The 22967-nt window shown below is 41.0% G+C and carries 22 protein-coding genes; 5 read left to right on the top strand and 17 right to left on the bottom strand.

The genetic code is table 11. From position 1 onward, the window contains the following. Window positions 1-6 precede the first annotated feature (6 nt). On the top strand, window positions 7-741 hold the full coding sequence (locus AB3N61_RS00190) for a type I 3-dehydroquinate dehydratase (RefSeq protein ID WP_367898193.1): 735 nt from the start codon (window positions 7-9) through the stop codon (window positions 739-741). Here AB3N61_RS00190 and AB3N61_RS00185 read toward each other — a convergent pair. From AB3N61_RS00185 to AB3N61_RS00155, 7 genes are all read right to left on the bottom strand, one after another. Continuing rightward, entirely contained in the window at window positions 738-2180 is a 1443-nt protein-coding gene (locus tag AB3N61_RS00185; protein ID WP_367898192.1) for a tetratricopeptide repeat protein, read from the bottom strand. The two genes, AB3N61_RS00190 and AB3N61_RS00185, sit on opposite strands and share 4 nt — an antisense overlap. A gap of 183 nt (window positions 2181-2363) precedes the next feature. Then, complete coding sequence (locus tag AB3N61_RS00180; RefSeq protein WP_367898191.1) at window positions 2364-3977, bottom strand: GMC family oxidoreductase N-terminal domain-containing protein; 1614 nt, start codon at window positions 3975-3977, stop codon at window positions 2364-2366. 5 nt (window positions 3978-3982) lie between these two features. After that, the gene (locus AB3N61_RS00175; protein WP_020769840.1) at window positions 3983-4486 is read right to left on the bottom strand and encodes a hypothetical protein; all 504 of its coding nucleotides are present in this window, start codon (window positions 4484-4486) and stop codon (window positions 3983-3985) included. A gap of 73 nt (window positions 4487-4559) precedes the next feature. Then, window positions 4560-7181 carry a ribonuclease R family protein gene (locus AB3N61_RS00170; protein ID WP_367898190.1) on the bottom strand — a complete coding sequence of 874 codons (2622 nt, stop codon included), beginning with the start codon at window positions 7179-7181 and terminating at the stop codon, window positions 4560-4562. Beyond that, entirely contained in the window at window positions 7178-7867 is a 690-nt protein-coding gene (tsaB, locus tag AB3N61_RS00165; RefSeq protein WP_020769590.1) for a tRNA (adenosine(37)-N6)-threonylcarbamoyltransferase complex dimerization subunit type 1 TsaB, read from the bottom strand. The genes AB3N61_RS00170 and tsaB overlap by 4 nt, the downstream gene beginning before the upstream one ends. Continuing rightward, window positions 7864-8424, bottom strand: a complete 561-nt coding sequence (gene tsaE, locus AB3N61_RS00160; protein ID WP_367898189.1) for a tRNA (adenosine(37)-N6)-threonylcarbamoyltransferase complex ATPase subunit type 1 TsaE — start codon at window positions 8422-8424, stop codon at window positions 7864-7866. Before tsaE ends, tsaB begins: the two co-directional genes overlap by 4 nt. 8 nt (window positions 8425-8432) lie before the next feature. Further along, window positions 8433-9290, bottom strand: coding sequence for an Hsp33 family molecular chaperone HslO (locus AB3N61_RS00155; protein ID WP_020769746.1), 858 nt, complete (start codon window positions 9288-9290; stop codon window positions 8433-8435). Between the two features lie 171 nt (window positions 9291-9461). Here AB3N61_RS00155 and AB3N61_RS00150 point away from each other — a divergent pair, with 171 nt between their 5' ends. The 3 genes from AB3N61_RS00150 to AB3N61_RS00140 are packed head-to-tail and all read left to right on the top strand — an operon-like array spanning window position 9462 to window position 13242. Beyond that, window positions 9462-11441, top strand: coding sequence for a beta-galactosidase (locus AB3N61_RS00150; RefSeq protein ID WP_367898188.1), 1980 nt, complete (start codon window positions 9462-9464; stop codon window positions 11439-11441). Further along, window positions 11438-12379: an LIC_10030 family protein gene (locus AB3N61_RS00145; RefSeq protein WP_367898187.1), complete on the top strand. Its 942-nt coding sequence runs from the start codon at window positions 11438-11440 to the stop codon at window positions 12377-12379. Before AB3N61_RS00150 ends, AB3N61_RS00145 begins: the two co-directional genes overlap by 4 nt. 17 nt (window positions 12380-12396) lie before the next feature. Then, window positions 12397-13242, top strand: coding sequence for an inositol monophosphatase family protein (locus AB3N61_RS00140; RefSeq protein WP_020769772.1), 846 nt, complete (start codon window positions 12397-12399; stop codon window positions 13240-13242). Window positions 13243-13283: 41 nt separating this feature from the next. On the opposite strand, the gene AB3N61_RS00135 is transcribed toward AB3N61_RS00140, so the two are convergent. The 6 genes from AB3N61_RS00135 to fliG form a co-directional block, all read right to left on the bottom strand. After that, on the bottom strand, window positions 13284-13658 hold the full coding sequence (locus AB3N61_RS00135; protein WP_367898186.1) for a c-type cytochrome: 375 nt from the start codon (window positions 13656-13658) through the stop codon (window positions 13284-13286). Between the two features lie 10 nt (window positions 13659-13668). Continuing rightward, a complete protein-coding gene (locus tag AB3N61_RS00130) occupies window positions 13669-14373 on the bottom strand; it encodes a urate hydroxylase PuuD (RefSeq protein WP_036089582.1) in 705 nt (234 codons plus the stop codon). Window positions 14374-14518: 145 nt separating this feature from the next. Continuing rightward, on the bottom strand, window positions 14519-15727 hold the full coding sequence (locus AB3N61_RS00125; protein WP_367898185.1) for an LIC10025 family lipoprotein: 1209 nt from the start codon (window positions 15725-15727) through the stop codon (window positions 14519-14521). Window position 15728: 1 nt separating this feature from the next. Next, window positions 15729-16232: a hypothetical protein gene (locus AB3N61_RS00120; protein WP_020769675.1), complete on the bottom strand. Its 504-nt coding sequence runs from the start codon at window positions 16230-16232 to the stop codon at window positions 15729-15731. A gap of 119 nt (window positions 16233-16351) precedes the next feature. Further along, window positions 16352-18286 (bottom strand): adenylate/guanylate cyclase domain-containing protein, encoded by a 1935-nt coding sequence (locus tag AB3N61_RS00115; protein WP_367899112.1) that lies wholly within the window; start codon window positions 18284-18286, stop codon window positions 16352-16354. 267 nt (window positions 18287-18553) lie between these two features. Further along, a complete protein-coding gene (gene fliG, locus AB3N61_RS00110; protein ID WP_008589915.1) occupies window positions 18554-19567 on the bottom strand; it encodes a flagellar motor switch protein FliG in 1014 nt (337 codons plus the stop codon). Window positions 19568-19700: 133 nt separating this feature from the next. On the opposite strand from fliG, the gene AB3N61_RS00105 reads away from it, so the two are divergent. Further along, the gene (locus AB3N61_RS00105; RefSeq protein ID WP_367898184.1) at window positions 19701-20063 is read left to right on the top strand and encodes an arsenate reductase family protein; all 363 of its coding nucleotides are present in this window, start codon (window positions 19701-19703) and stop codon (window positions 20061-20063) included. A gap of 14 nt (window positions 20064-20077) precedes the next feature. Here AB3N61_RS00105 and AB3N61_RS00100 read toward each other — a convergent pair whose 3' ends face one another. Genes AB3N61_RS00100 through AB3N61_RS00085 form a run of 4 tightly spaced genes read right to left on the bottom strand, consistent with a single transcriptional unit; the run spans window position 20078 to window position 22940 of the window. Beyond that, window positions 20078-21067, bottom strand: a complete 990-nt coding sequence (locus AB3N61_RS00100; protein WP_367898183.1) for an aldo/keto reductase — start codon at window positions 21065-21067, stop codon at window positions 20078-20080. Window positions 21068-21082: 15 nt separating this feature from the next. Beyond that, window positions 21083-21700, bottom strand: a complete 618-nt coding sequence (locus AB3N61_RS00095; protein WP_367898182.1) for an L-threonylcarbamoyladenylate synthase — start codon at window positions 21698-21700, stop codon at window positions 21083-21085. Further along, window positions 21697-22440, bottom strand: coding sequence for an SDR family NAD(P)-dependent oxidoreductase (locus AB3N61_RS00090; protein WP_020769634.1), 744 nt, complete (start codon window positions 22438-22440; stop codon window positions 21697-21699). The genes AB3N61_RS00095 and AB3N61_RS00090 overlap by 4 nt, the downstream gene beginning before the upstream one ends. Continuing rightward, window positions 22437-22940, bottom strand: coding sequence for a hypothetical protein (locus AB3N61_RS00085; protein WP_020769475.1), 504 nt, complete (start codon window positions 22938-22940; stop codon window positions 22437-22439). The genes AB3N61_RS00090 and AB3N61_RS00085 overlap by 4 nt, the downstream gene beginning before the upstream one ends. Window positions 22941-22967: the final 27 nt, after the last annotated feature.

The raw sequence follows: 22967 nt of genomic DNA, 5'->3' as shown, positions 1-22967 counted from the left end.
TTTGTGATGAGCAAAAGCGACTCTCAAAAAATTCGGATCATTCTTACTTTGAATGAAGAGGAGTTTTTCGGTCTAAAAACTCTTCCAAAAGCCGATTTTTTAGAGATCCGTTTGGACCAATTCCGGTCCGACGCAAGCGCTCCGCAAAAGATCCTACATAAAATAAAGGAACTAAGCGCTTCATGCGTATTCACTTATAGGCAACCGGAAGATTCAAGTCTGGAAAGTTTAGGAATTTGGAATAGAGATAATATTGCCCCTTTACTTTCAGGGTTAGAATCGGGAAAACATTATATTGATCTGGAATTGGATAAGGACAATTCGGTCTTTAACGGAATAGATGAGGATCGTTTCGGGATCATTCGATCCGTTCACAGTTTTTCCGGAGTTCCCGATTTCGAAGAATTACTCTTTTTTTTACGACCTGTTACGGAAGAAGTTCTAGCTACCGTTAAGTCTGAACTTCCTTTTCAAAGGATCTTTAAGTTAGCTGCACTTCCAAAGGACGAACAAGAATCCGAGGAATTCCAACATTCCGCGCTGAAACTTTCCAAACTTTGTGCAAAACAAAATATCCCGATCGGTTTTTGCGGGATTTTAATGGGAGAATCCGGAAAGGAATTCAGGATATTCCCGGAAAAAATAGGATCTCAATTTACGTATTGTTGTCTAGGGGAGCCGAAAGCCCCCGGCCAAGTGGATCTAGAAACCGTCCTTTCTAAAAGAAAATTAAAAGATTAATCCCTATCTTGGGAATCGTTTTCTTCTTTTTCCTCTTCCGATTTTTTAGGATCTCTAGTCCCGGCTCTCGTCTCTAAGAATGTTTTGAAACTTTCGTCGGATCTGAATTTTTTGAAAGCCTTATCTTTTTCTGCGGAAGCCCAGTAGGAAGATTTAATACTTCCGGATCTTTTAATATAGGACATTGTCCTTTCTTGGTCATTCTTCTCTGCGTAACATTTTGCGAGAAGATAATAAGCTCCCGCAGAATCTTCCACTTTCTCCAAATGATTGATCGCTTTGTCGACAGAGCCGGTATATAGATAGGTTTTACCTAAATAAAAATTATATTCTCTGATCTCTTCCTCGTCCGGTTGGACAGCATGAAAGTATTTAACGGCTTTATCGTAGTTACCGTTGTTTGTATAATATCTGGCGAGTTTTAATATACCGTCGTAATACACATCCGGAAGATCTTTCAGATCAGGATTTTCTTTTTCAATGGCGGCCCCGATCTCTTTCAAAAGATCATAACCTTCTTCCTTTTTACCGATCTGTATCTTGCAGAGGCCGATATACATTCGGATCTCTCTTGTCTTCTCTCCGTATTCCAGCGCCTTTTCGGCAGTTTTGATCGCGTTATCACAATCCTTTAACTGCCATTTAATTTTGGTCAGACCGATCAGGGGTAATACCGTATGTTTATTCGCGTGTGCCTTTCGATAATACTTGGACGCTTCTTCGAAATTTTTCTTTTTATGGTAAGCGGCCGCTTGGGTAAGATGTGTATAATAAAGTAATTTTTCCCTTTCGGAAGGGATCTTTGGTTCGATACGATTCAGAACGACAAGTGCATCGTCGTAGTTTCCGATCCGGACGAGCAAAGCGCCGTACTTATAACCATACTCCACATTCTCCGGCTCATTCTTCACTAATCCGGAAAGAATAAATTCGGATTTGGCAAATTCTTTTTCATTATAATAAGCTAATGCGAGTCTCCAAAGGATCTCTTTATTGTTCGGATCCTGTTTTAACTTTTTTTCCAGACTGGAAACACTTTCCTGTTCCGTTTCTTCCTCATGATAAACAGGTTTTCGATAACTTCCGCCGGAGGAATATCTTTCCTCTGCTGCAGCTCTGATCTTTTGGATATGAGAAAGTTCCGGATCGATCTTTAATAATCGATTGGAATAAGAGATTACTTCTCCATAATCTCTTTGATAATTATGATACAGAATGATCTTTGTAAGAGAATTGACCAGATCCTTTTTAGGGAGGTTTAGACTAACCGCTTTTTTGAATGCTTGGATGGATTTGGTATAATCCTTTCTGCTCTCGTAGATATAACCCATATACATCCAGGCTTCGCCGGAGGAAGGGTTTCCATCGTTGTATTTTTGGAATTGTTTGAGCGCCTCTGTGTAATCTTTTCTAGAATAGGCTTTTTTACCTTCTTTCATATCCGCGGAGACAGAATTGGAAAAGAAGAATATACTAAAGCAAATCAAGAAGGAAAGGAACGGCCTAGTCATACTAGTAAGACCGGTATTTTCCCTCCGAATACTACAAAAGAAGGAAGGCATTTATCCAATTTTGGATGAGAACGCCATGAATAAAGTGGAATTCTCGCCTTCCAAGAGGAATTATTTATTTCCTAAAACCTCCGCCTTTCTCTGAGCCAAAGCTCTTGCGGCTCTCAGATTCACGCTCATTGTCGTAATTTGCGGATTTACCGATAATCCTGTCGGGTAAACGGAAGCATCCATTACGAAAATATTTTTATGGCCAAAGAGTTGGAAATCCAGGTCCACGGCACCTAAGTCGGGAGACTTAGCTGCTTGGATGGAGCCATGAGGGTGAGCCGAACCGATCGCAATCTTTCCAGGCTCGATACTCTTGTCCAAGATCCAATCGAACTTGGAATTTTTATCCACAGGGATAGGTTCTTCCACATCAGGGAACGGGAATACGATCGCCTTTGCACCCGCAGCAACTTGCACTTCTGCCAATGCTTTCAAACCTTTGAGTAAATTTTTACCGTCGGTAGGAGTGATCTCGAAATACACTTTTCTTCTTCCCAAAGACCATTTTACGGAAGCATTCGCTTCACCATCCGCACCATCGCGAACGAGGACGATCCCTGCACTCATGTTCGGATACTTTTTCATCGTATCGAATTGTTTCTGTCCATAAAAAGGAATAAGTGAACTTGCCAAGGTAGGACGGAACGGAGCTACTTCTAACCAATAACCGTAACCTGTATTGTCTTGATTATGACCGTCTTTGATTACCGCCGATTGAGGAGGTCCGGAGAACATATTGATCGTCTCGTCAAAGATCGCAAAGTTCGTGCTTGTAGGATGGACTTTCAAATTTCTTCCCACCCAGTCGTTTCCAAGCCCGGATCTTTGGAGAAGTGCAGGTCCTTCGATCGCACCCGCGCTCACGATTACGACCGGAGCATCGATCACAATTTTTTCTAGAACATTATTGGGAGCTTTTTCGTAAGGATCAGGGGTGAATTCTGCAACTACCGTCTTAATATCTCCGTCTTGGATGTACTGTGCTCTCATATTGGAGATAACGGTCGCGCCGGCTTCAATCGCATCCGGGATCCACGTTAAGAATGCGGATTGTTTTGCGTTGATCGGGCAACCCAAACCGCAACGACCGAGGCCAATACATCCTCTATTATTATTCTTTAATACTTCCGGATGAAGACCTAATACTTTTCCACCCTTCATCAAGGTGTTATTGTTTGCATTGATCAGATTTTGAGGAACTTCGTGGACGCCGATCCTTTCATGGACTTCCGAAATATAAGCGTCCATTTCCTGTCTTCCGTAACCTTTCCAGCCGAAGCGGGAATCCCATTCATTAGTTACGTAATCCGGAGGATACAGAGATGTTTGCCAATTTACTGTGGTAGAACCTCCGATCGTCCTTCCTTGAAGAATAGAAAGAGTTTGCTCTTCTGAGATGATAAAACCTGCATCTCTATACAATCTAGCTTGGGAAAGAAACTCGTCGCCTGTGAATTTTGCAGGAGTGAAATATCCGCCTTCTTCGATCAGGACAACTTTCCAACCAGCTTTTGCAAGAGTGGCAGCAACAACTGCTCCTCCTGCACCGGAACCTATAATGACTGCTTCTGCTTGTAATTTCCAAACTCCGTCTTTGATCGCGTTCTCTTTGATCAAAGATTCGTGTTTTTCCGGAGTGATAATCTTATAATTTGCCTCAGGAATCGCTCCCATAGTTCTTAACCTTTATATCCCACTAGTTCGTTATAATCTCTTTCCATAGAAACTAAGAAGAAGGACAACTGACGCATAATATTGTAAGCGCCTCTTTTCAAAGATAAGGAAGAGTTTTTCCAGGAGAGAAGTCGTTTCTCTCTATCTTCTTTGGAAAGTCCCACCATAGAGGTGAAAGAAAAATCCAAAGCTAGAGAAACAAGAGAGGAACCCGGTAAGAATGCTAATAATTTCAAAACGGATTCAGTATCTATCGGATAAGGATGGCCGTAAATGTACTTATCCGCGGCGACTCCCAAGTCGAATCCTTGGATCGGATTCCCTACTAGGAAAACTTCTTCCAATGATTTGAAAGCGAGATATTCAGAATCACTCAATCCATGCAACTTCGGAATTGATCCGGATTTGCAGGAAGCTTGAGGAACTAGGATGGCCGAGATGGCGGCCGTTTTGAACAAAAACTTTAGAAAGCGGCTACGAGAAACTTTCTCATCCAGAAACGATTCCAATTCTAACTCCTAAACTTTGTTCGAAAAAACAAAGTTTGCCGTAACGAATGTTCTGGAATATGTTCGACTTTGTCTATCCTTTCTTTTGGAATTTTTTCATCTTCACGTAAATTTTAATTTCTTCAAAATCGATTCTATCCAATTCAACAGGGAAAGATTCTCCTAATGAATATTGTTTGGTATATTTTTTAGAGTAGAAAGTGAAGTCCGTCTCTGCTTGTAATTCGCCTTCATCCGTAAATTCTATCGCAGGGATGATCGCTTCCACCGGCGGATTATTCAATTCCACAAATGCAACAGCCGCCTTAAATCCAACAAGGGTCGCGGTAAATTCTTTGATACCGGTTTTTTCCAAAAATCTACAAGCCTTGAGTTTATAATAATCCCTTTCGGAATCCGTTGCTTTTCTTTCTTCATGAGAAGTATGAAGACCCATTACTTTAATATCTTCTTCAGAATAAGGTTCCTTATCCGAAAGAAGAATACTTTCTAAAACTCTATGGCAAACTAAGTCGGGATAACGACGAATTGGAGAAGTGAAATGGCAATAATCTTTAAAACCCAAGCCCCAATGTCCCAAATATTCTCCGGAATAGTAAGCCTGCATAAAACTTCTCAAAAGAGAAATATTAAAGAGCCTTTCGGACGGAGTTCCTTCGATAGCTTGTAAAACATTACGAATGGATTCGTAATTGGTATCTTGCAACTGTGCGTTGACCCCGTTCAATCTTAAAAAAGAATTTAACATCTCCAATTTTTCCACATCCATGGGTTCATGGACACGATATAGAGTAGGTCTTTCTTTTTTACGGATATACTCCGCCACTTTAATATTCGCAGAGAGCATGAATTCTTCGATTAGGATATGAGCTTGTAGTCTTTCTACCGGTTTAATCTCGATTACGTTGTGCTCCGAATCGGTGACCACCTTAGTTTCCTTTAGGTTCAGGTCGACTCTTCCAGAGTTCAATCTTCTCTTTCTGAGAATGTCCGCAAATTTCATCATTTGGAAGATCCAATTGTTTGGATCTCCGGATTTAATCTCTTCTTCTGCGCGATTATACGTATATCTCTCTGTGACACGAATTATGGATTTATAAAATTTAGCGTGGAAGATTGTCCCGCTCCAGTCCGCTTCCATTTCCACAGTGAATGCGAGTCGATTTTTTTTAGCCACAAGACTACAAAGATTTTCGGAAAGTTCGGGAGGAAGCATAGGTACAACTCTACTTCCCAAATAAACGGAAGTTGCTCTGGAATAAGCTTCCACATCCAGATCGGAACCAGGTTTGACATAATGGGATACATCAGCGATATGAACGTAAAATCGGATCTTCTTTCCTTCATTTATGAAGGAGATCGCATCGTCAAAGTCCTTGGAATATTCTCCATCAATAGTAATGGATTGCAGTTCTCTCAAGTCTACTCTAGAATTCCAATTATCTACGGTAGATTCATCCACTTCATCCGGAAGTTCTTCCAGTTTTATATTGTCCGGATAGAGGATGGTATAATTGTACTTCATTAACATTCTCATCAGATCCGTGTCTTCTTTGGTATCCGACTCGAAACGAACAAAGTGCGCTTCGTATAGATTCTTTTCGTGATCGGAATCTTGTTTTAAGGTTACGATCAAAACATCTCCAACGTTTATCTCATCTTGCAGATCTTGGAGTAATGTTTTACGGGGAAGGAAACCTTCTTTGAGATCTCCATCCATATCCAAAAAGGTCCCGATTATAAATTTATGGTCCTTCTCCGTGATCTTCATTCTATAAAGTTCACGACCTCGTCTAAGAACGGAGACAACTTCTCCTTCTAGTTTTCCTTTACGGCCGATACCGGTAGGGAGAATTTCTACAAGGTCTCCTTGGATTGCGGAGGAAGTGTACTGTCCAGGGACAAAAACTTCTGTTCCGGTAGTCAGCTTCACGAAGCCGTCCCCTTTTTTACTTAATGAGATAGTTCCTTGTAAAGTTTGGTTCGGACGAACTATGATATTCTTTTTTTGGATCTCGATCAGACCTTCTTTTTCAAAGAAGATCAATACTTCTTCGGCAGAACGTTTTTGTTCCTGGGCTTCCCATTTCTCTCTTCTAAATCCCTTTTTCTGCCCGGCATGAGCGATAAATTTAGAATATACCTCTTGCATAGAGATAACCTTTCCGGATTTAGAACGGAAAAATTTTAAAAGTTTTCTGCCAGGTTCATTCTCTCTTTCCCAATCATGACTCCCGAATTTTCTATCATAAAACTTGGGCTTTGAACCCGGAACATGGGATTCGTTTTTGCGATAACTAGGTTTGGAAGAATATCCCGGATTCTTATTTTGATTTTCGTAAGAAGGTTTCTTACGGCTTATTTCTTCTTTCGGTGCAGGAATTTCTTCTTTAAATTCCTGTATGGATTCTTGCTTAAAAGAATTGTTTTTATCTTTTCTTCCTTTTTTGGAAGAAGGAGCCGAAACTTTTTGTTCGACCGGGTATAGTTCCAGTTTCTTGGAGCGGGAAGACTTATGATCCTTTTTCTTTTTGGAGACCTTCTCCTTTGCTTCTCGGATACTTTTTTTTAGATCTTTCTCATCCGATTTTTTGGAGTTGGATTTTTGTGGTCCTTGGTTCTTTTCACCGTTCTCTCTGATTTTTGTTTTTTTCTTTGTTAGTGTTTGTTTAACTATTTTCTTTTTTTGTGTCATGTATAATATACCTTAGGCTTATCATCAGCGTACGTTCCTCTCAGATAATTCGGAACCAAATGCAAATACGAATGATCTTCCGGCTTCGATAACGCCTTTTTGATATCACCGGACTTCTCCAACAAACTCGCTTCCGGCGAAGGAAGATTCTCTTTCATATTTGTTCCCGCAAAAAATTCGGGAGAGTCACTGAACTTAATTCCGGTAAGATAAGAGCCTATCCTATCTTCCGGGATGGTTTCCGGGATCAGATCCGGAGCAATGTCCAAGGTGCCCCAATAACCTCTGGAGTCTCTTAGACCGAAATAAATTTTTCCTTGTTTCGCTTCTATTCCTACACAAACGGAAGATTCCGATTCCGCATAATACTGGCAGGTGTACAATTCTAAACTATCGATTCCCAAAACCGGAACATTCCAGATTTGCGAAAAGTTACGTGCTGTTGCCACTGAGATCCTAATCCCCGTGAATGATCCGGGACCGGTAGTGGTAACTATTATATCAGGTTTTTCCCAATTAGATACCTTCAAACAATGGGAAATTTCTTTAATAAGCAAGAGAGAAGATTCCCTGTTATGTAATTCTCTGTATTCGGAAACTTTTTCGAGTTTGCCATCTTCGGTTTTAAGATAACAACCCGCTAAGATCCAAGAGTTAGTCGCATCGAAGAATAATATTTTTGTCATAAAATTTTCTCCGATTTCAGGAAGGGCTCGATTTGCAGATCGGGCCTTCTCCATTCTTCTCCTAAAAACGTAATCTGCAGATTTCTGGTATCCTCGTCCGCTTCTTCCAAATTTATTTTAATGCGGAACTTTCTATCATTAAATTCGGGTTCTGCTTTTTCCCACCATTCTATCAGAGAAATTCCCTTGCCGTTCCAATATTCTTCAAAGCCCAGATCTGGGATCTCCTCCGAAGAACCGATCCGATACAGATCAAAATGAAAGATCTCCAATGGATCTCCGAATTGATTTCGGATCTCGAGAAAAGGATACTCATTCATCAAGGTGTAAGTAGGAGAATTAACGAATAATTTGGATTTATCCAATCCGGGCTTCAGTTGATCCAACAGAGCTTTTACAAGTTTAGAAACGAATGTGGTTTTTCCCGAGCCCATTTTTCCGGAAAGAAGAAGGAGGGGAAATTTTCCCTCCTTCCAGACAACGGCTAGAATCCCTGCAAGTTTTGTGACAGGGATGTCTATAGAATCTAAGGTAAGATTTTCAAACCGTCCTGACATTCCGTTTTCTAAAATAACTCTAAGACCTGTGCCTTCGGAAATCTATAGATGGAATTACAAAATTCGCAGGTGACTTCGATCTGTCCTTGCTCTTCTGCAATGTCCATTGCTTCTTCTTTTCCTAAATTTTGTATGAGTTCCTTGATCTTCTCTTCGGAACAATCACATCTGTATTCCGGTCTTCCTGTTTCCAGTATCTCGAACTTCGTATTCCAAGAAGATTGCAGAATTTCTAAAGCTTGGGAAACGGTTCCTTCGAAAACTTTGGATTTTTCCTCTTCTAGTTTTCCGGCTAATTCTCTAACTGCATCTATATGTTCCGGTCTTGCTTCCGGCAATGCTTGTAAGAACAGACCTTTGATCCTCCAATGCAAACCTTCCAATTTAACGTAAGCCACTAAAAAGGAAGGAACTTGCTCCGAATCTCTCAGGTAGTTTTCGATATTCGTTTCGAAACTTTGGTTTCTAAAAGGTACGATAGACTGATAAATACATTCTCCGTCTTTCCAACGGAATACTTTCAAAATTCCTAAATTTTCCTCTGAGATCTGTCCTGATTCTATATCTTCTTCGGGTCGATGTCTTAAAGTTGCCTTAAGTCTTCCATTACGAGTACTATAAGCTAAGACCGAATGAATCTCCGAATCGTCATAAAAACGGATCTGAACGCTTACCTTTGTATCTTCTTTTACTAGATCCGCTAAGAAGAATGCGGCAAGCATCGTCCTTGCCAGAAGTTCCGTTCCTGCGTCATCGAAACCGTGTAAGTTAGACGCCGCAGTTACTGCGTAAGAAATTTCGGCCGAGGAAAAACGAAAGTGAACGTCGGGAAGAATCCCATAATGGTATATATCGTTGTTTTCCATGCAATATAGGGTTCCCGACCTTTCAGGACGAGGTTCTTATCTATTCTCCCTGAATCGTATCGAAAAGACAGTATTTTTTCCTAGTTTCTAAGGTATTTCCCGGTTTTCTTTCTGGAAAGATCTTCCCTTAAGAGAATCATCGTCTCTACCTTTTTAACCTGTGAGGACCGAATGATTTTCGGAGCGGATTATTATCCTGAACAATGGACTCCTAAAGATTGGGAAGAAGATATTCGTATTATGAAGGGCATGGGACTGAGCAGAGTTCGTCTCGCAGAGTTTTCTTGGGCCTTAGTCGAACCGAAAGAAGGCAAGTTCGATTTTTCTTTTTGGAAGAAGATGTTGGATCTCTTTCAAAAACATAAAATGGATGTGATCCTGGGTACCCCTACGGCCACATTCCCTCCTTGGCTTGCTAAAAAATATCCTGACGTTCTGCAAGTTCGAGATGGAGTTTTAAGAAGTATAGGTACAAGAAGACAGGCATGTTTTTCTTCTCCGAATTATCGAAAAGCTGTGATTAAAGTCGTGACTAAGATGGCCCAAGCCTTAGGAAATCATCCAGCAGTGATCGGCTGGCAGATAGACAATGAGATCGGCCACGAAGGATCGGACATCGATCATTCTGAAACTTCTCTCAAAACATTTCGTCTTTGGCTGAAGGCTAAATACAAAACGATCCAGAATCTGAACGATACTTGGGGAAATATTTTTTGGGGAGTGATCTTCAATGATTGGAATGAAATACCTCTACCAGGTCCTCATGTGAGTGCAGGTTATAATCCTTCTATGATCCAAGACTTCTACAGATTCCATTCGGATACGATCGTGGATTTTGTAAAACTGCAATCTGATATTGTTCGAAAGTTTTCTCCGAATCGGAAACTCACTACGAATTTATATCCGAGTCCCTTTCTTCCTGTAATCGATATGAGCGAATTATTCACTCATTTAGATTACGTATCTTGGGATAATTATCCGACATGGGGAGACCAAGAAGAACCTTTTCCTCATCCATTTATCTCCGCAATGCATCAGTACAATCGAGGTCTGAAAGATCTTCCGTTTACTGTGATGGAACAAATTTCAGGATTCCAAGGACACGATACGTTGGGATATCTTCCAGCACCCGGACAAGTACAGCTTTGGATGAAACAAGCGATCGTTCAGGGTGCGGAACAAATTATATTTTTCCGATATCGAACGGCAAGATTCGGACAAGAACAACTCTGTTACGGGATCTTAGATCACGATAAATCTCTCACGGACAGATACTTGGAATTACAAAGAGGGATATCGGAGATCTTACCGGAAGCGAATGACTTTGCTTCGGAACATTTTCCTGCAGATGTTGCCGTCCTTCATGATATAGAGAATGCGAGAAATTTCAAACACCAACCCATCTCTTCCGGTTTAAAACACAGTCCCGTTCCATTCGCACAAGTCGGCTACGATATAGAGATGGCAACTTGGTTTGCAGGCCTGAACATTCTGAATGTAAACACACATTTTTTGCCCGTCTCCAAAACAGACTTTTCCAAGTACAAGGTTTTGGTACTTCCACTGTATGCTATGGTCAATGACTCGATTGTGAAAAAATTAGAACAATTCGTTAGAGAAGGAGGTATTCTAATTTTAGGGTATAGAGCAGGTCTCAAGGACAAAAATTCCTGGATGTTGGATTCTCAAGTGCCTGGTCCATTTTCTGAAATGGCGGGAGTCAAAGTAAGAAAGTTCGAAGCGGTAGGGAATCGAAACGTAAACTTCCGATTCAGAGTTTTACCGGGAACCTGCTCGAAAATTTGTGAGATCCTGGAACCTACAACGGCCAAAGTTTGGGCAAGATATTCCGACAATAAGAAATTTTATAAAGGAAAACCTGTCATAACTTGTAATCGATTCGGAAAAGGATCTGTCGTATACGTTGGAGCGAGTCTGAGCCCGATCTCGTTTATGCTCTTGTACAGAAGAACTTTAAGGATGGCGGGCATCCCTTTTACTTTTTACGGCCCTACCATCGAGCGTAGTTTTAGAAAGGGTAAGTCCGAAAACTACGAAATTTTTATCAATCATTCCGGTAAGAAAACTTTTGCCGGTTTCAAGTTACTCAAACCGTACGAGGTAAGGATCCTGCCGAAAAAGAAAAAATGAAGCTAAATGAAGTTAAAGAATTAAACAGGCTCTTGCAGAATCATTCGAATGTAAGGAACAAAGAACTTTCCGTCTATGTGGATAATCTTCACACTTCCTTTGTCGAATTCGAAGAAAAGTTTATTCTTCCTTCTACCTCCGTTTTTGAGATAGAGTTTAGCGCTGCGGAAAGTTTCCTAAAATCAATTCTAAAATTAGCTCCCGAGTTAGTAGCAGATTCTCTCGTTCTTCCCGAGCCCAGACCAAAAAGAGATATTGATCGTTTATTCCTGATCAAACCGTTTTATACGGAAGGAGAAATGTTCAGAGAAAATTCTCCCGAAGTGTGGAGAGATAAGCTCCCTCCCTTTGCGATCATTACCAGTTTTCATGTAATGCATTTAGGAGGAGTCCCCAAAGAGGACGTTTATCAACCGGCTTCTCAGGGAAAAACTATGTCCGTTTACACCAAACGGGCCTACTTTTCGTCCCGAGTTATCCCCTTGGATTCTCTTACCGTATTAGAAGATGCGGTTATAGACTTTACTGCTAAGAAATACCAAGAGTCCGACTTCATGGTCCAGATCTCCAAGGATACATTCGAAGGGGTAAGGCATACATATTCTGAAATTTTCGACGAGGTGGATTATTCCAAGCAAGTAAGTTTTATCCATGAATCCTTAGGGATTACTCCCGCAGATTGGTCCCTCGGAAAAATTTTTGCTCCTTTAGCGGTCGAATACCTTACACTTACAGCCAGGTTCCTGGACCCTTCTTTACATAAGATCGCAAAGGATTTTAATTCGTTTCACCAAGTTGTTGATCTTTTGTTAAGACCGGGCAGCATGACCTTAGAAGAATCTGCCCGAAATTCATTCTTCGCTTGGCTTCGATCTCATAAATCGGAGAGGATCATTTCCCCCTCGGGAAACATGGCTTGGAAAATTTTACGGGTATAAAGGACATAAGCCCGAACATGGAATCCTTAGCACCTCCCATAGATTTCCCTCTCGAAGAAGTGAAGAAGAGAGTGAAATCAGTCCAATCCGTATCCGGGCTTATACTGGAATCCGCTCGCAAACTCCAGAAAGAGATCCGAGTTTTTGGGATCGTTAGCGACTCCGAAGAAAAAGAACGTATTCATAAAGCCGACGAATTGATGGGAAAATTCCTGATCGATTTTATCAGACAAAACTTTCCAAACGACTCCATCATTTCAGAAGATTATTTTAAACACGAAGGAAGCAATTCTTTCCGTTGGGTTTTGGACCCTATCGACGGATCCATGAATTTTGTAAGAGGTATCCCTCTCTATTGTGTATCCGTAGGACTCGAACATAGAGAAACTCCAGTCGCAGGAGTTGTATTCGCCCCAGAACTGGACACACGTTACTCCGCAATTTTAAGCCAAGGCGCTTTTAAGAACGGACTCAGAATCGACGTATCTAACACGGACGCACTTGCGAGATCCCTTTTGGTATCCAGCTTTCCCACGAACAGAAAGGAAATTTTAAACGAGGTCATCTCAGACATCACTGCGTTTATCAGTTGCGGTAGATCCATGAGAAGGACCGGATCATTTGTTTTAGATACTTGTTGGGTGGCAGAAGGTGTACTCGATGGAATCTGGGAGAAGGGTGTAAAACTCTGGGATACGGTTGCTAGCTCCGTAATCTTAACGGAAGCCGGCGGAAAACTCACCGACTTTCAAGGAAAACATTTCTTATCCGGTCAGGCGGAAGTAGTAGCTTCCAATGGAAGGATCCATAAACAGATCATCGACATTCTACGAAATGTTCGGATCTCCATTGGAAGAAACTGACATTTAATTGCTGCGATATCGCACCGTAGCTAGCTGCGAACTTATTGTTTCAAAAACTCTTCCAAAGACTTAAGTTGAGCTTCCGTAAAATTAAAACGGGTCATCGCAGTGCTTTGGCGTTTAGGTACGTATCCTGGAGGATATTCTCCCCGCATTCTAGCTTCCAATAATTCATAAGAAGAATTTGCCACAGATGGTCCTACGGCTCCATCGATTTTAGGATTAGCATTGTGGCAAGCGATACAGTTTGCCATATACAATCCTCTACCTGCTTCGGCTTCCGGAGATAGTGGTTTGGATTCTTTACAGAAAGAGAAAATAAGTGCAAAAAATAGTAAGAGTAGAAAGCTCAAAAAAGAAAGGCGGTGAATCCCGCCCTTCTCGCTTCCACCCCGATTGATTTGGAATGGATTCATTCAATATTCCTTAAGCAGTTAAAAGAACTTCCATCAGAACATAAGTAACTAAAGCAAAGATCACTCCGCTAGTAATTACCGCTTTTACGGTTTTGATCGGCTTAACAGTAGGTCCGTTTTGGTCCGCTCTTAAAGCATTCACTTCGAAAATAACGATCAAAAGTACGATAATTCCGAGGAAAACTCTCAACTTCTCAGGACTATAATTCAACGGAAGATTACGAGCCGCTCCCATCGCGAATAGCATCGGAATAGAGAACAAAGTGTTAGTCCTAGATGCTACGAATGCACGGTTTGCATTAGGAGCAGGGTCCACAGTAGTCTCTCCCTTAGCTTTTGCGATCACAACTTTTTGATTCGGCCAGATTACGAACCAAACGTTCGCCCACATAACCGTTCCGAAAAGTGCACCTACTAGAATTACGACTACCCATTGGGAATTATGCGGAATACCTTGAGCTCCAAGTGCAATCGCGATCATCACGATACCGGACAGGAAGGTAAACATTGCACCCCAACGGAACCACCATAATGCGCGTGGAACTAATTTCTGAGTTGCGTTCTTTTTTGTATCCGCATCGGTCTCGTTAAAGAAAGGACCTTGTACGAAGTTGAAGTAGTACAACATTCCAATCCAGGTTACCCCGGATAAAAAGTGAATGTACTTAACTAAGTAATAAAGCCCGTTCGTGGTGGTAAACAGGGTTAATTCCATGATTCCTCCGAACACAGTTCTAAAAATATTATTCGGTCGTTAACCGAATCCGATTAGAATTATTTGCGAAAGAGGTCCAGTCAAGCAGTTTTGGAAAGTTTCTAAATTGGTTTTACGAACTTCAAGTATACTTGAAGTTTTGAGGTTATTTACCTCTTAAATCTAATACGATATTTTTTCCCAACTCCGAAAAAAAACCGGGTTCATCATCTTCGTCACTAGACTTGAAAGGAAGAAAACGATCTCTAAAAATTTCAGACTCGGCGGTAAGAAGTACTCTCGTTTTGTTCCCGTTACGTTTAGTTTTCGTTTCGAAACGAGTCCCACCTTTTCCGTCCGAACCTTCTACCAGAAGTTTAAAACTTCCATCGAAGTATTCATCCATATTACCCGGGATAAAAAAGTTCACGGCTCCAGGAGGAAAAATGGAAAGAAATCTACCACCTATCGTAGTTTCCGGAATTTTATTATAGTATCCTGTGACAGTGTCCGTGTTTCCGGAACGACTGAACTTAAGAGTATATCCTAATCCTCGAATATCTATCTTTAATCCGTAAATGTTTAAGAACAAATAAGTCCTAAGATACAAAGTCCTAGGAGAAGACCAATATCCCTTCGGAGAATCAGGAATTCCTAATATGAGTTTTTTACCTTCATTATAAAATTCCCAACCTTTCGTAAATCCACCGGGCTGAAACAATTGAAATCGAAAGGAAACCTGACCCAAACGTTTATTCCATTTTTTATAAGAGATCGGAAATTGTTCCTTCATCCTTTCTGAAAGGGTATACATTAGAAAGATTTCCCCGTTTTCCTTTTTGATCTCACAATCGAATTGACGGCATAAGAATTTTTGGAGCGGAGAATGTTCCAAAATTTGATTCGTTTCCGAATTTCGCAGATGTTCGACGGTCTCTTCTATCATAGGAAAAATGTCGAAAACACTCACTTCCGGAGAAAACATTTCTACAGTGCGGGTGACCTTATAAGTCGGTTTTTTATAGAACTCGGCAGGTTCTGCCTTTACGAAGATTGAATACGGACTCTGAGGAAATATCTGAAAAGGTGCATCGGATAATTCTTTTTTAAATCCACTTCTGCCGATATCATTCAAGCGAAAAGAAAGCGCAAAATATCCGTCTTTCTTATAAAACTTTTCCTCCGCGTCGGTTTCAGGATTTCCGTATAAAATCCCTCGTACAGGATCGTCCTTAAATTCCGTTTGGATAAAGTCTTGGTATTTAAAATACCGTTCGAAATATTCCGCAGCAGCTTGGTTTTTTTCTACACAGTTTACGATTAAAGGAAGAATTAATAAAAGGGGAATATAAAAAGGAAAATTTTTCTTATTCATTTTATTTTCCAGTTTGGATCAGTTTATAAAGTTCCGAAACTTTTGCGTCATCCACAGATTCAAAATATTCTTTATGGATCAACATACCTTTGGGCGAATACACTCTCAAAAATGATTTTCCTTCGACCAAACCATTGGACAAGATGCCTTTTTTATCTAACAATATACTTTCGTAATCTTTCTCTTTTTCTTGTACGATATAATCAAAAACGGTCGCAGGTGCGTTTTTCAAATTCAAATACGCGGAGAAACTCGCACGATCCTCATCCTTCAATAAAGTCTGCATCTTCCAATAGATTTTACGTCCATGCTTTCTGCATAGGACCACGTCTTTAAAACTACAACCTAGTAAAAAGTAGGTATTACCCTTTGCGCTCTTTGAGCTGAAAACTTTCCCCTTTTGGTCTGCCAATGTAAAAGCCGGAAGTCTCTCTTTCTCATCCGCTTTTAATCCGAATATGGAAAGAAGTAAAACAGCTGAGATAATCCGGAACTTATACTTCATATTTTAGAAATTCCTATTCGGATGCGGTTAAATTCGGATTACAAAGCCGAGTAAACAATCAGACAGGAGAAGGATTTATACGTTCCCTAAATTTTCGAAGTATGGATCAAAATTGGAAATTATTTTCTGTGAAGCCTGAAAATCCCGTCCCAATCTCCGGGAGGAGCCTGTCCAAGGATCATTTTGGTCCTTTTGGCGTACAATTTTACGATATTATCGGTCGGTTTTTCTTTATATAATTCCTTGAAGATCGAAAATGCGGTCTTAAATTGGCCTGCTTTGTAGAGAGCGATACCTTCGTTCAATTTTGTTTTGGATCCTTCTTTCCAATCCACTGATTCCGGTTCATCGGCTTGGAAAACCTCATATAAAATTACGGGTTGTGTTTTTCCTTTTACGATCACCGTATCGATCTCTCGCGCCATTACGTCAGAAAGCAGATTCAAACGTAAGAAAGTATGATGAGTTACTAAAATTTTCGCTTTATAAAATCCGGAAAGGCTTTGGACTCGCGAGGATAGGTTTACGGTATCTCCTACAACGGTAGTATCAATTCTTCTTTCACTTCCTACTGTTCCTAAGATCAAAGGCCCGGTATTCACTCCTATTCCCAAATCGGCGCCTAGCCCAATCCCGTCATTTAAGGATTCAACATAGCGGACCATATCGATCGCAGATTGCAGAGCGTTGTCCGCAGAGTTGAAATTTTCTTTCTCTGCTCGATCGCTATGGTCGGAGAAAAGGGCCATGATCGCATCACCGATGTACTTATCTACGAAACCTGCGTTCTTAAATATGATATCCTCAAAAGCCGAGAAATATTTGTTCAGATATTTTATATTTTCATCCGGACTCAATTTTTCGGAGACGGTAGTATAACCGCGTAGATCCGCAAAGAATACGGACATTGTCTTTTCTTTAGAATCTCCTATCTTGATCTCAACAGGACTTTCTCTATCTAAGATCGAAATGAATTCGGAAGGAACGAATCTGTAAAATGCATCTCTTTGTTTTGAGATCTCCAAGTTCAAGGCTTGAGATTGTTTATACAAACTCACATATCTGGAAACCAAAAGACTGATGATCACAAGAATGAAAACGGAAAAAGAAATTTTAAAGAATGGATAGTGGAATCCTGCGATCTTAGTCATCGCATCGATCGTATCCCAGAGTCCAAAGAGTCCGCAGATCCCAATACCGACAGCTAGTTTGATGGAGTCCGGTTTTTTCAAACGAATGGCGTTGGCGGAGAAAAAGATCACGTACAGGAGCATCAAAAATAAGAGACCTTGGAAAACGGTCAAATTTGGAAGAACGTATTTAAATGGAAGAAACCAATTCGTTAAGAATAGAATCCCACTTAAAACGCAGAAGGTCCGAATGATCCAAAACTTTCCTTCCTTCTGATAAAAGAAGTCTTTTGCAAAAAGCATAAAGACAGGCACCATCGGAATGAGGGCGGAAATTTCCGCTCTAAAGAAAAATTCCGTGTCCGGTCCTCCCGGATAATTTATGAATTTATTATATATATGAAAAGTGGTGAAGTAGAAGTATACGGAAGAGAATAATGAGAATAGACCGAAATATAGATAATAAATGTCCTGCTTTCTAGTCACAAAAAATAGAACATGGTAGAAACCGAATATAAAATAGATCCCGAAAAGGAATATATCGAAATATTCCGAAGTTGAATTATAGATTTCCTCGAGAGAAGAGATCCTAAAATTTTTAGGATGATAGAATCCGAAATGGTCGTTTGCTTTAATAGGGTTGCTGTCCGCCATCCCCATAAAACGGATCTTCAGCTCGTTTTTGCCCGGCTTCAAAAGACCGTTATGAAGTGGAATGATCAGCCCTTTTAAGGAACGGTTTCTAGTAAGATGTCCTTCAGTAGGTTCATACCATTCTTCCCTTACTAAAACTCCGTTCAGAAAAATTTTCCAGTTCTCCCCTATGTCCGAAATATACATTCCGGAAGGGATCTTAAGTAAATCGTCCGCTTTATCTAAATTGAATTCCGTTTTTATCTCAACTTGATGGAGACCCGAATCAATGGGGATTTGGAAAAGACTATTGAATGTCCATGGTAAATTCGGAAGAGGAGTCCAATCTTCGAATTTGGATTCTTGCTTTTTATTTTTTGGGTCCGCTTTCTTTTCGTTTGGAGTTTCCGTTATGAGCCTTCCGGTCCACTCCAATTCTAAAAAATCTATCTTTCTAACGGTCTTTGTATCTGCGATACAACCAAACTGAGAGGCCAGTAAGGTTATGCAGATCCAGAATAAAAAACGTTTGTGAGATATATGGCCCAGGTTCGGACCTCACATAACGAGTTCGTCTTCGCCAGCACGTGCGACGACGATGTCTCCGGATTCTTCCAGCTTACGTATGATATTAACGATCTTTTGCTGAGCGTCTTCCACGTCTTTAATACGAATGGGTCCCATAAAGTCCATATCCTCCCTGAGGAGGTTCGCTGCACGTTTGGACATGTTCTTGAAGATTTTCTCTTGCACTTCCGTATCCACGGACTTGAGGGCTTTTGCGAGATCCGAGTTGTCTACTTCTCGCAATACTTTTTGGATCGCACGGTCGTCGAGTAGTACGATATCCTCGAATACGAACATTCTTTTTTTGATCTCTTCTGCAAGTTCCGGATCTTCTTCTTCCAAAGCTTCGATGATCGTTTTCTCAGTTCCCCTGTCCACAAGGTTCAAAATTTCAACCACTGAGTCGATACCACCGGCAGAGGTATAATCTTCGCTCGCCAATGTGGATAGTTTTCTTTCCAAAACTCTCTCCACTTCTCGAAGAACGTCCGGAGAAACCCGGTCCATGGTAGCGATCCTTTTTGCTACTTCCGCCTGGATCGTATGCGGTAATCCTGAAAGGATACTGGATGCTTTCTGAGGATCTAAATAAGATAAAATTAATGCGATTGTCTGAGGGTGCTCGTTCTGGATAAAGTTCAATAAGTGCTGAGGGTCTGTTCTACGAATAAAGTCGAAAGGACGAACCTGCAAACTCGAGGTAAGTCGATTGATGATATCGATCGCTTTCTGGTTACCAAGAGCCTTTTCTAAAAGACCCCTAGCAAAGTCGATACCTCCATTCGAGATGAATTCCTGAGCCATCATGAGCTCGTTGAATTCTACGAGAACCTTCTCTTTATCTTCCGGAGTGATCTTATCTAAACGTGCGATCTCGAACGTGATCTGCTCGATCTCATCTTCACGTAAATGTTTAAAAATTTCCGAAGATACGTCGGACCCTACGGCGATTAAGAAAATGGCCGCTTTTTGTCTTCCGGTTAAAGAGGTCTTTTTATTCAGCACTTTGAGCGCGTCCTAAGGAATACTATCGGCAAAACCTTCCATTTTCAAGGTAAAGTTTTTTTGTCAGTTCCGACTTGCAAAGACGACATAAATTCCGAATTTGGGAAGGGAACGCTTTGTAGGAGATCCGACGGTGAAGTTAAAAGTTTACGAATACAAAAATTGCAGTACATGCAGAAATGCCCTAAAATTCCTGGAAGGTAAGAAGATCGACTTCGACAAGAAGGCAATCCGAGAAACCCCACCCACCAAGGTGGAACTTAAAAAAATGCTCGGGTATTTAGGCGGAGATTCCAAAAAATTATTCAATACTTCGGGTGGAGATTACAAGGAACTCGGACTCAAGGACAAACTTGCAAAGATGAGTCTGGAGGAGCAGTTCGAACTGCTTTCCGGGAACGGAAACTTGGTAAAAAGACCCTTTGTCTTGGGAGAAAACTTCGGATTAGTAGGTTTTAAAGAAGAAGAATGGAAGGCTGCTTTAAAAACTAAATAGGCCTTCCTGATCGATTATCTTCCTACGGAACCCATACTAGAAGCCGGATAACGTTGCCCGGCAGCAGCATCTTTAGGAGCGACCGAATTGATTCTCTCAAGATCTTCTTTCGATAGTTTTACAGAACTCGCACCTATATTCTCTTCGAGATACTTACGTCTTTTGGTACCTGCGATCGGTACGATATCTTGTCCTTGAGCAAGAACCCAAGCTAAAGCGAGTTGTCCCGCAGTGACGGATTTTTCGTTAGCAATCTCTTTGATCTTAGAGACTAACTCTAAATTTTTTTGGAAATTCTCTCCCTGGAAACGAGGGGAGTTCCTTCTAAAGTCCGATGGATCCAGATCTTCAAATTTTTGGATTTGACCCGTTAAAAACCCGCGACCAAGAGGACTGTAAGCTTCGAATCCGATCCCAAGCTCTCTGCATGTTTGTAAGATACCATCTTCCGGATCTCTGGTCCAAAGAGAATATTCGGTTTGTAACGCAGAAATCGGATGAACCTTAGCTGCTCTCTTGATTGTATCAATTCCTGCTTCGGAAAGTCCTATATATTTTACCTTTCCCTGTTTTACTAGATCTGCCATTGCACCCACTGTCTCTTCGATAGGAGTGTCAGGGTCCACTCTGTGCTGGTAATACAGATCGATCATATCCACGCCTAGTCGTTTTAGACTTCCTTCGCAAGCAGCTTTTACATATTCCGGTTTTCCGTTATATCCTCTTTTATAAGGATCGTTAGGATCTCTTACGATTCCGAATTTAGTGGTGATCACCAACTTATCTCTTTTACCTTTGATCGCTTTTCCTAAAAGTTCCTCGTTTATATGAGGGCCGTACATATCAGCTGTATCGAATAATGTAACTCCGAGATCTATCGCACGATGTATGGTCGCTATCGATTCAGTATCATCCGTTTTTCCGTAAAAATCGGACATTCCCATACAACCCAATCCTTGTTCGGATACGAGCGGACCTATCTTTCCCAATTGTCTTTTCTGCATGATTGCCTCCAAAGATTATAACGAGTTGATCAGATCCATCCCTTTGCCTTCTCTTAAGATGGAGATCCCATCGCCGGTACAGTCAAGAATGGTGGATAATTCCAGTTCTAGAATTCCGCCATCGATAATCCCGTCCACTTTGTTACCGTATTCGTTTTCGATCATGTCCACATCGGTCACAAATTCATCTTTGAAAAAAACGGAAGTAGAAGTAAGAGGATTCGGATGAATTTCCAGTAAAGTCTGTAGATATTTAGAATCAGGGATCCTTATCCCGATATTCTTATCTTTTTGGTTCGAAAAAGAAACTCTAGGAAGATGTTTGTTCGCTTTCACCACAAATGTATAAGGCCCTGGAGTGATCCTTTTCATCAAACGGAACGCTTCGTTGGAAAGTTGTTCCATATAATTGGATGCGGTGGATATATCCGCACATAGAAGAGACAGAGGTTGATTCTTGGAGATATTTTTTAGTTTATATAATTTTTCCACTCCCGCATGGGATTGAGAATCCGCTACCAAACCGTAAACGGTATCAGTAGGAAATATATACACCCCTCCCTCGGATAATTTTTTGGAAATTTGTCCGAGGATCCTCTTCTCAGGATTCTGGGGATGTAATTCTAATATCATATTCCGGAAGTAACACCTCCGTCCACGACGATAGCCTGACCGGTAACGTAAGCCGCTGCATCGGAAGCCAAAAAGACTGCCGCTCCCGCAAGATCTTCCGGTTTGCCTAATCTAGACAAAGGGATCCTTGCTTTCATTTGCTCCAATACTTCGGGTCTTTCTTTGATCATGTCCGTCATGTCCGTATCGATAAAACCGGGACAGATCGCGTTTACTCTGTATCCGGAACCTGCCCATTCCACTGCGAGAGCCTTGGTCATATTAATTACAGCACCTTTTGTTCCGCAATAAACGGACGCAAATTTCGTGCCGACCATACCTAGGACTGAAGCTATATTGATTATGTTTCCGCCTTTTTTCTTTTGTATTTTATAGTATGCCTGACTCGCACGAAACACTCCCACAAAGTTAGTCTGTGTAACGTTTTGTATGTCTTCTTCTTTAAAAAATCCAGCAGGTAGATTGGTCGCAACTCCTGCATTATTTACAAGCACGTCCAGTTTTCCATGTCTTTTACTTAATGATTCAATGATAGAATCCATCGCACCCGGTTGGCGAATATCAGCAGCGAATGCTTCGATACCGGATCCTTCTAAACGTTTGATGGATTCCGCAGATGATCCGGTGCCATAAACGGTCGCACCTGCATCTAAAAATCCTTGAGCGATCTGTCTTCCGATCCCTCTAGTTGCTCCCGTTACTAATACTGATTTACCCGTTAAATCGAATACGTTTTTCAAAATTCTCCTCCCTTGTCGTTAGTTTTAGGTTCCGAGTAATACACTTTTGGTTTGTTGCCGTTCTGAAGAACTCCACAAGGATGTTTGGATCTATCTTTGTCCGATCTTCGCCCTGCGGAAATATCATATCTTTCGAATAGTTTTTTCGAATCGATTCTCATGTTGTTTCCATAATCCGTATTGGTTGCCTTGATCTTTTCTTTCTTTTTAGGTAGAGGTTCCGTAGGATCGTTAGGTTCTCTCTCTTGTTTGGCTTCTTCTTCTATCTTATAATCGTTTTTCAGAACACCACGATCTATATAATGAGAATATCCTTCGTATTCTTCATGAAACGGATCGCAGTCGGAAAGATCCGGGGTCACTACGATCTTATCGCAGAATAGATCGAACCAATCACAGGTATTTTCAAAAGTATGATTCTTAAAATTTTGAAGATTGAATCCTCGGCAAGAAACGGAAAAAAGAAAGAATAGAAGTAAAAGGGCTTTGGAGAATTTCATATTCTATTCTTACTTTCGGAAAGAAAA

This window comes from Leptospira sp. WS58.C1, from assembly GCF_040833995.1.
In the GTDB taxonomy this organism is placed as follows: domain Bacteria; phylum Spirochaetota; class Leptospiria; order Leptospirales; family Leptospiraceae; genus Leptospira_B; species Leptospira_B cinconiae.
Note: the sequence above shows the minus strand (reverse complement) of the source record. Positions and strands in the feature narration are given on the sequence as shown.

Bases quoted from the DNA above. Each gene is read 5' to 3' on its own strand.
- AB3N61_RS00190 (WP_367898193.1), top strand. From the start codon at position 7: ATGAGCAAAAGCGACTCTCAAAAAATTCGGATCATTCTTACTTTGAAT.
- AB3N61_RS00185 (WP_367898192.1), bottom strand. From the start codon at position 2,180: ATGAAAGAAGGTAAAAAAGCCTATTCTAGAAAAGATTACACAGAGGCG.
- AB3N61_RS00180 (WP_367898191.1), bottom strand. From the start codon at position 3,977: ATGGGAGCGATTCCTGAGGCAAATTATAAGATTATCACTCCGGAAAAA.
- AB3N61_RS00170 (WP_367898190.1), bottom strand. From the start codon at position 7,181: ATGACACAAAAAAAGAAAATAGTTAAACAAACACTAACAAAGAAAAAA.
- tsaB (WP_020769590.1), bottom strand. From the start codon at position 7,867: ATGACAAAAATATTATTCTTCGATGCGACTAACTCTTGGATCTTAGCG.
- tsaE (WP_367898189.1), bottom strand. From the start codon at position 8,424: ATGTCAGGACGGTTTGAAAATCTTACCTTAGATTCTATAGACATCCCT.
- AB3N61_RS00155 (WP_020769746.1), bottom strand. From the start codon at position 9,290: ATGGAAAACAACGATATATACCATTATGGGATTCTTCCCGACGTTCAC.
- AB3N61_RS00150 (WP_367898188.1), top strand. From the start codon at position 9,462: ATGATTTTCGGAGCGGATTATTATCCTGAACAATGGACTCCTAAAGAT.
- AB3N61_RS00145 (WP_367898187.1), top strand. From the start codon at position 11,438: ATGAAGCTAAATGAAGTTAAAGAATTAAACAGGCTCTTGCAGAATCAT.
- AB3N61_RS00140 (WP_020769772.1), top strand. From the start codon at position 12,397: ATGGAATCCTTAGCACCTCCCATAGATTTCCCTCTCGAAGAAGTGAAG.
- AB3N61_RS00135 (WP_367898186.1), bottom strand. From the start codon at position 13,658: ATGAATCCATTCCAAATCAATCGGGGTGGAAGCGAGAAGGGCGGGATT.
- AB3N61_RS00130 (WP_036089582.1), bottom strand. From the start codon at position 14,373: ATGGAATTAACCCTGTTTACCACCACGAACGGGCTTTATTACTTAGTT.
- AB3N61_RS00125 (WP_367898185.1), bottom strand. From the start codon at position 15,727: ATGAATAAGAAAAATTTTCCTTTTTATATTCCCCTTTTATTAATTCTT.
- AB3N61_RS00120 (WP_020769675.1), bottom strand. From the start codon at position 16,232: ATGAAGTATAAGTTCCGGATTATCTCAGCTGTTTTACTTCTTTCCATA.
- AB3N61_RS00100 (WP_367898183.1), bottom strand. From the start codon at position 21,067: ATGCAGAAAAGACAATTGGGAAAGATAGGTCCGCTCGTATCCGAACAA.
- AB3N61_RS00095 (WP_367898182.1), bottom strand. From the start codon at position 21,700: ATGATATTAGAATTACATCCCCAGAATCCTGAGAAGAGGATCCTCGGA.
- AB3N61_RS00085 (WP_020769475.1), bottom strand. From the start codon at position 22,940: ATGAAATTCTCCAAAGCCCTTTTACTTCTATTCTTTCTTTTTTCCGTT.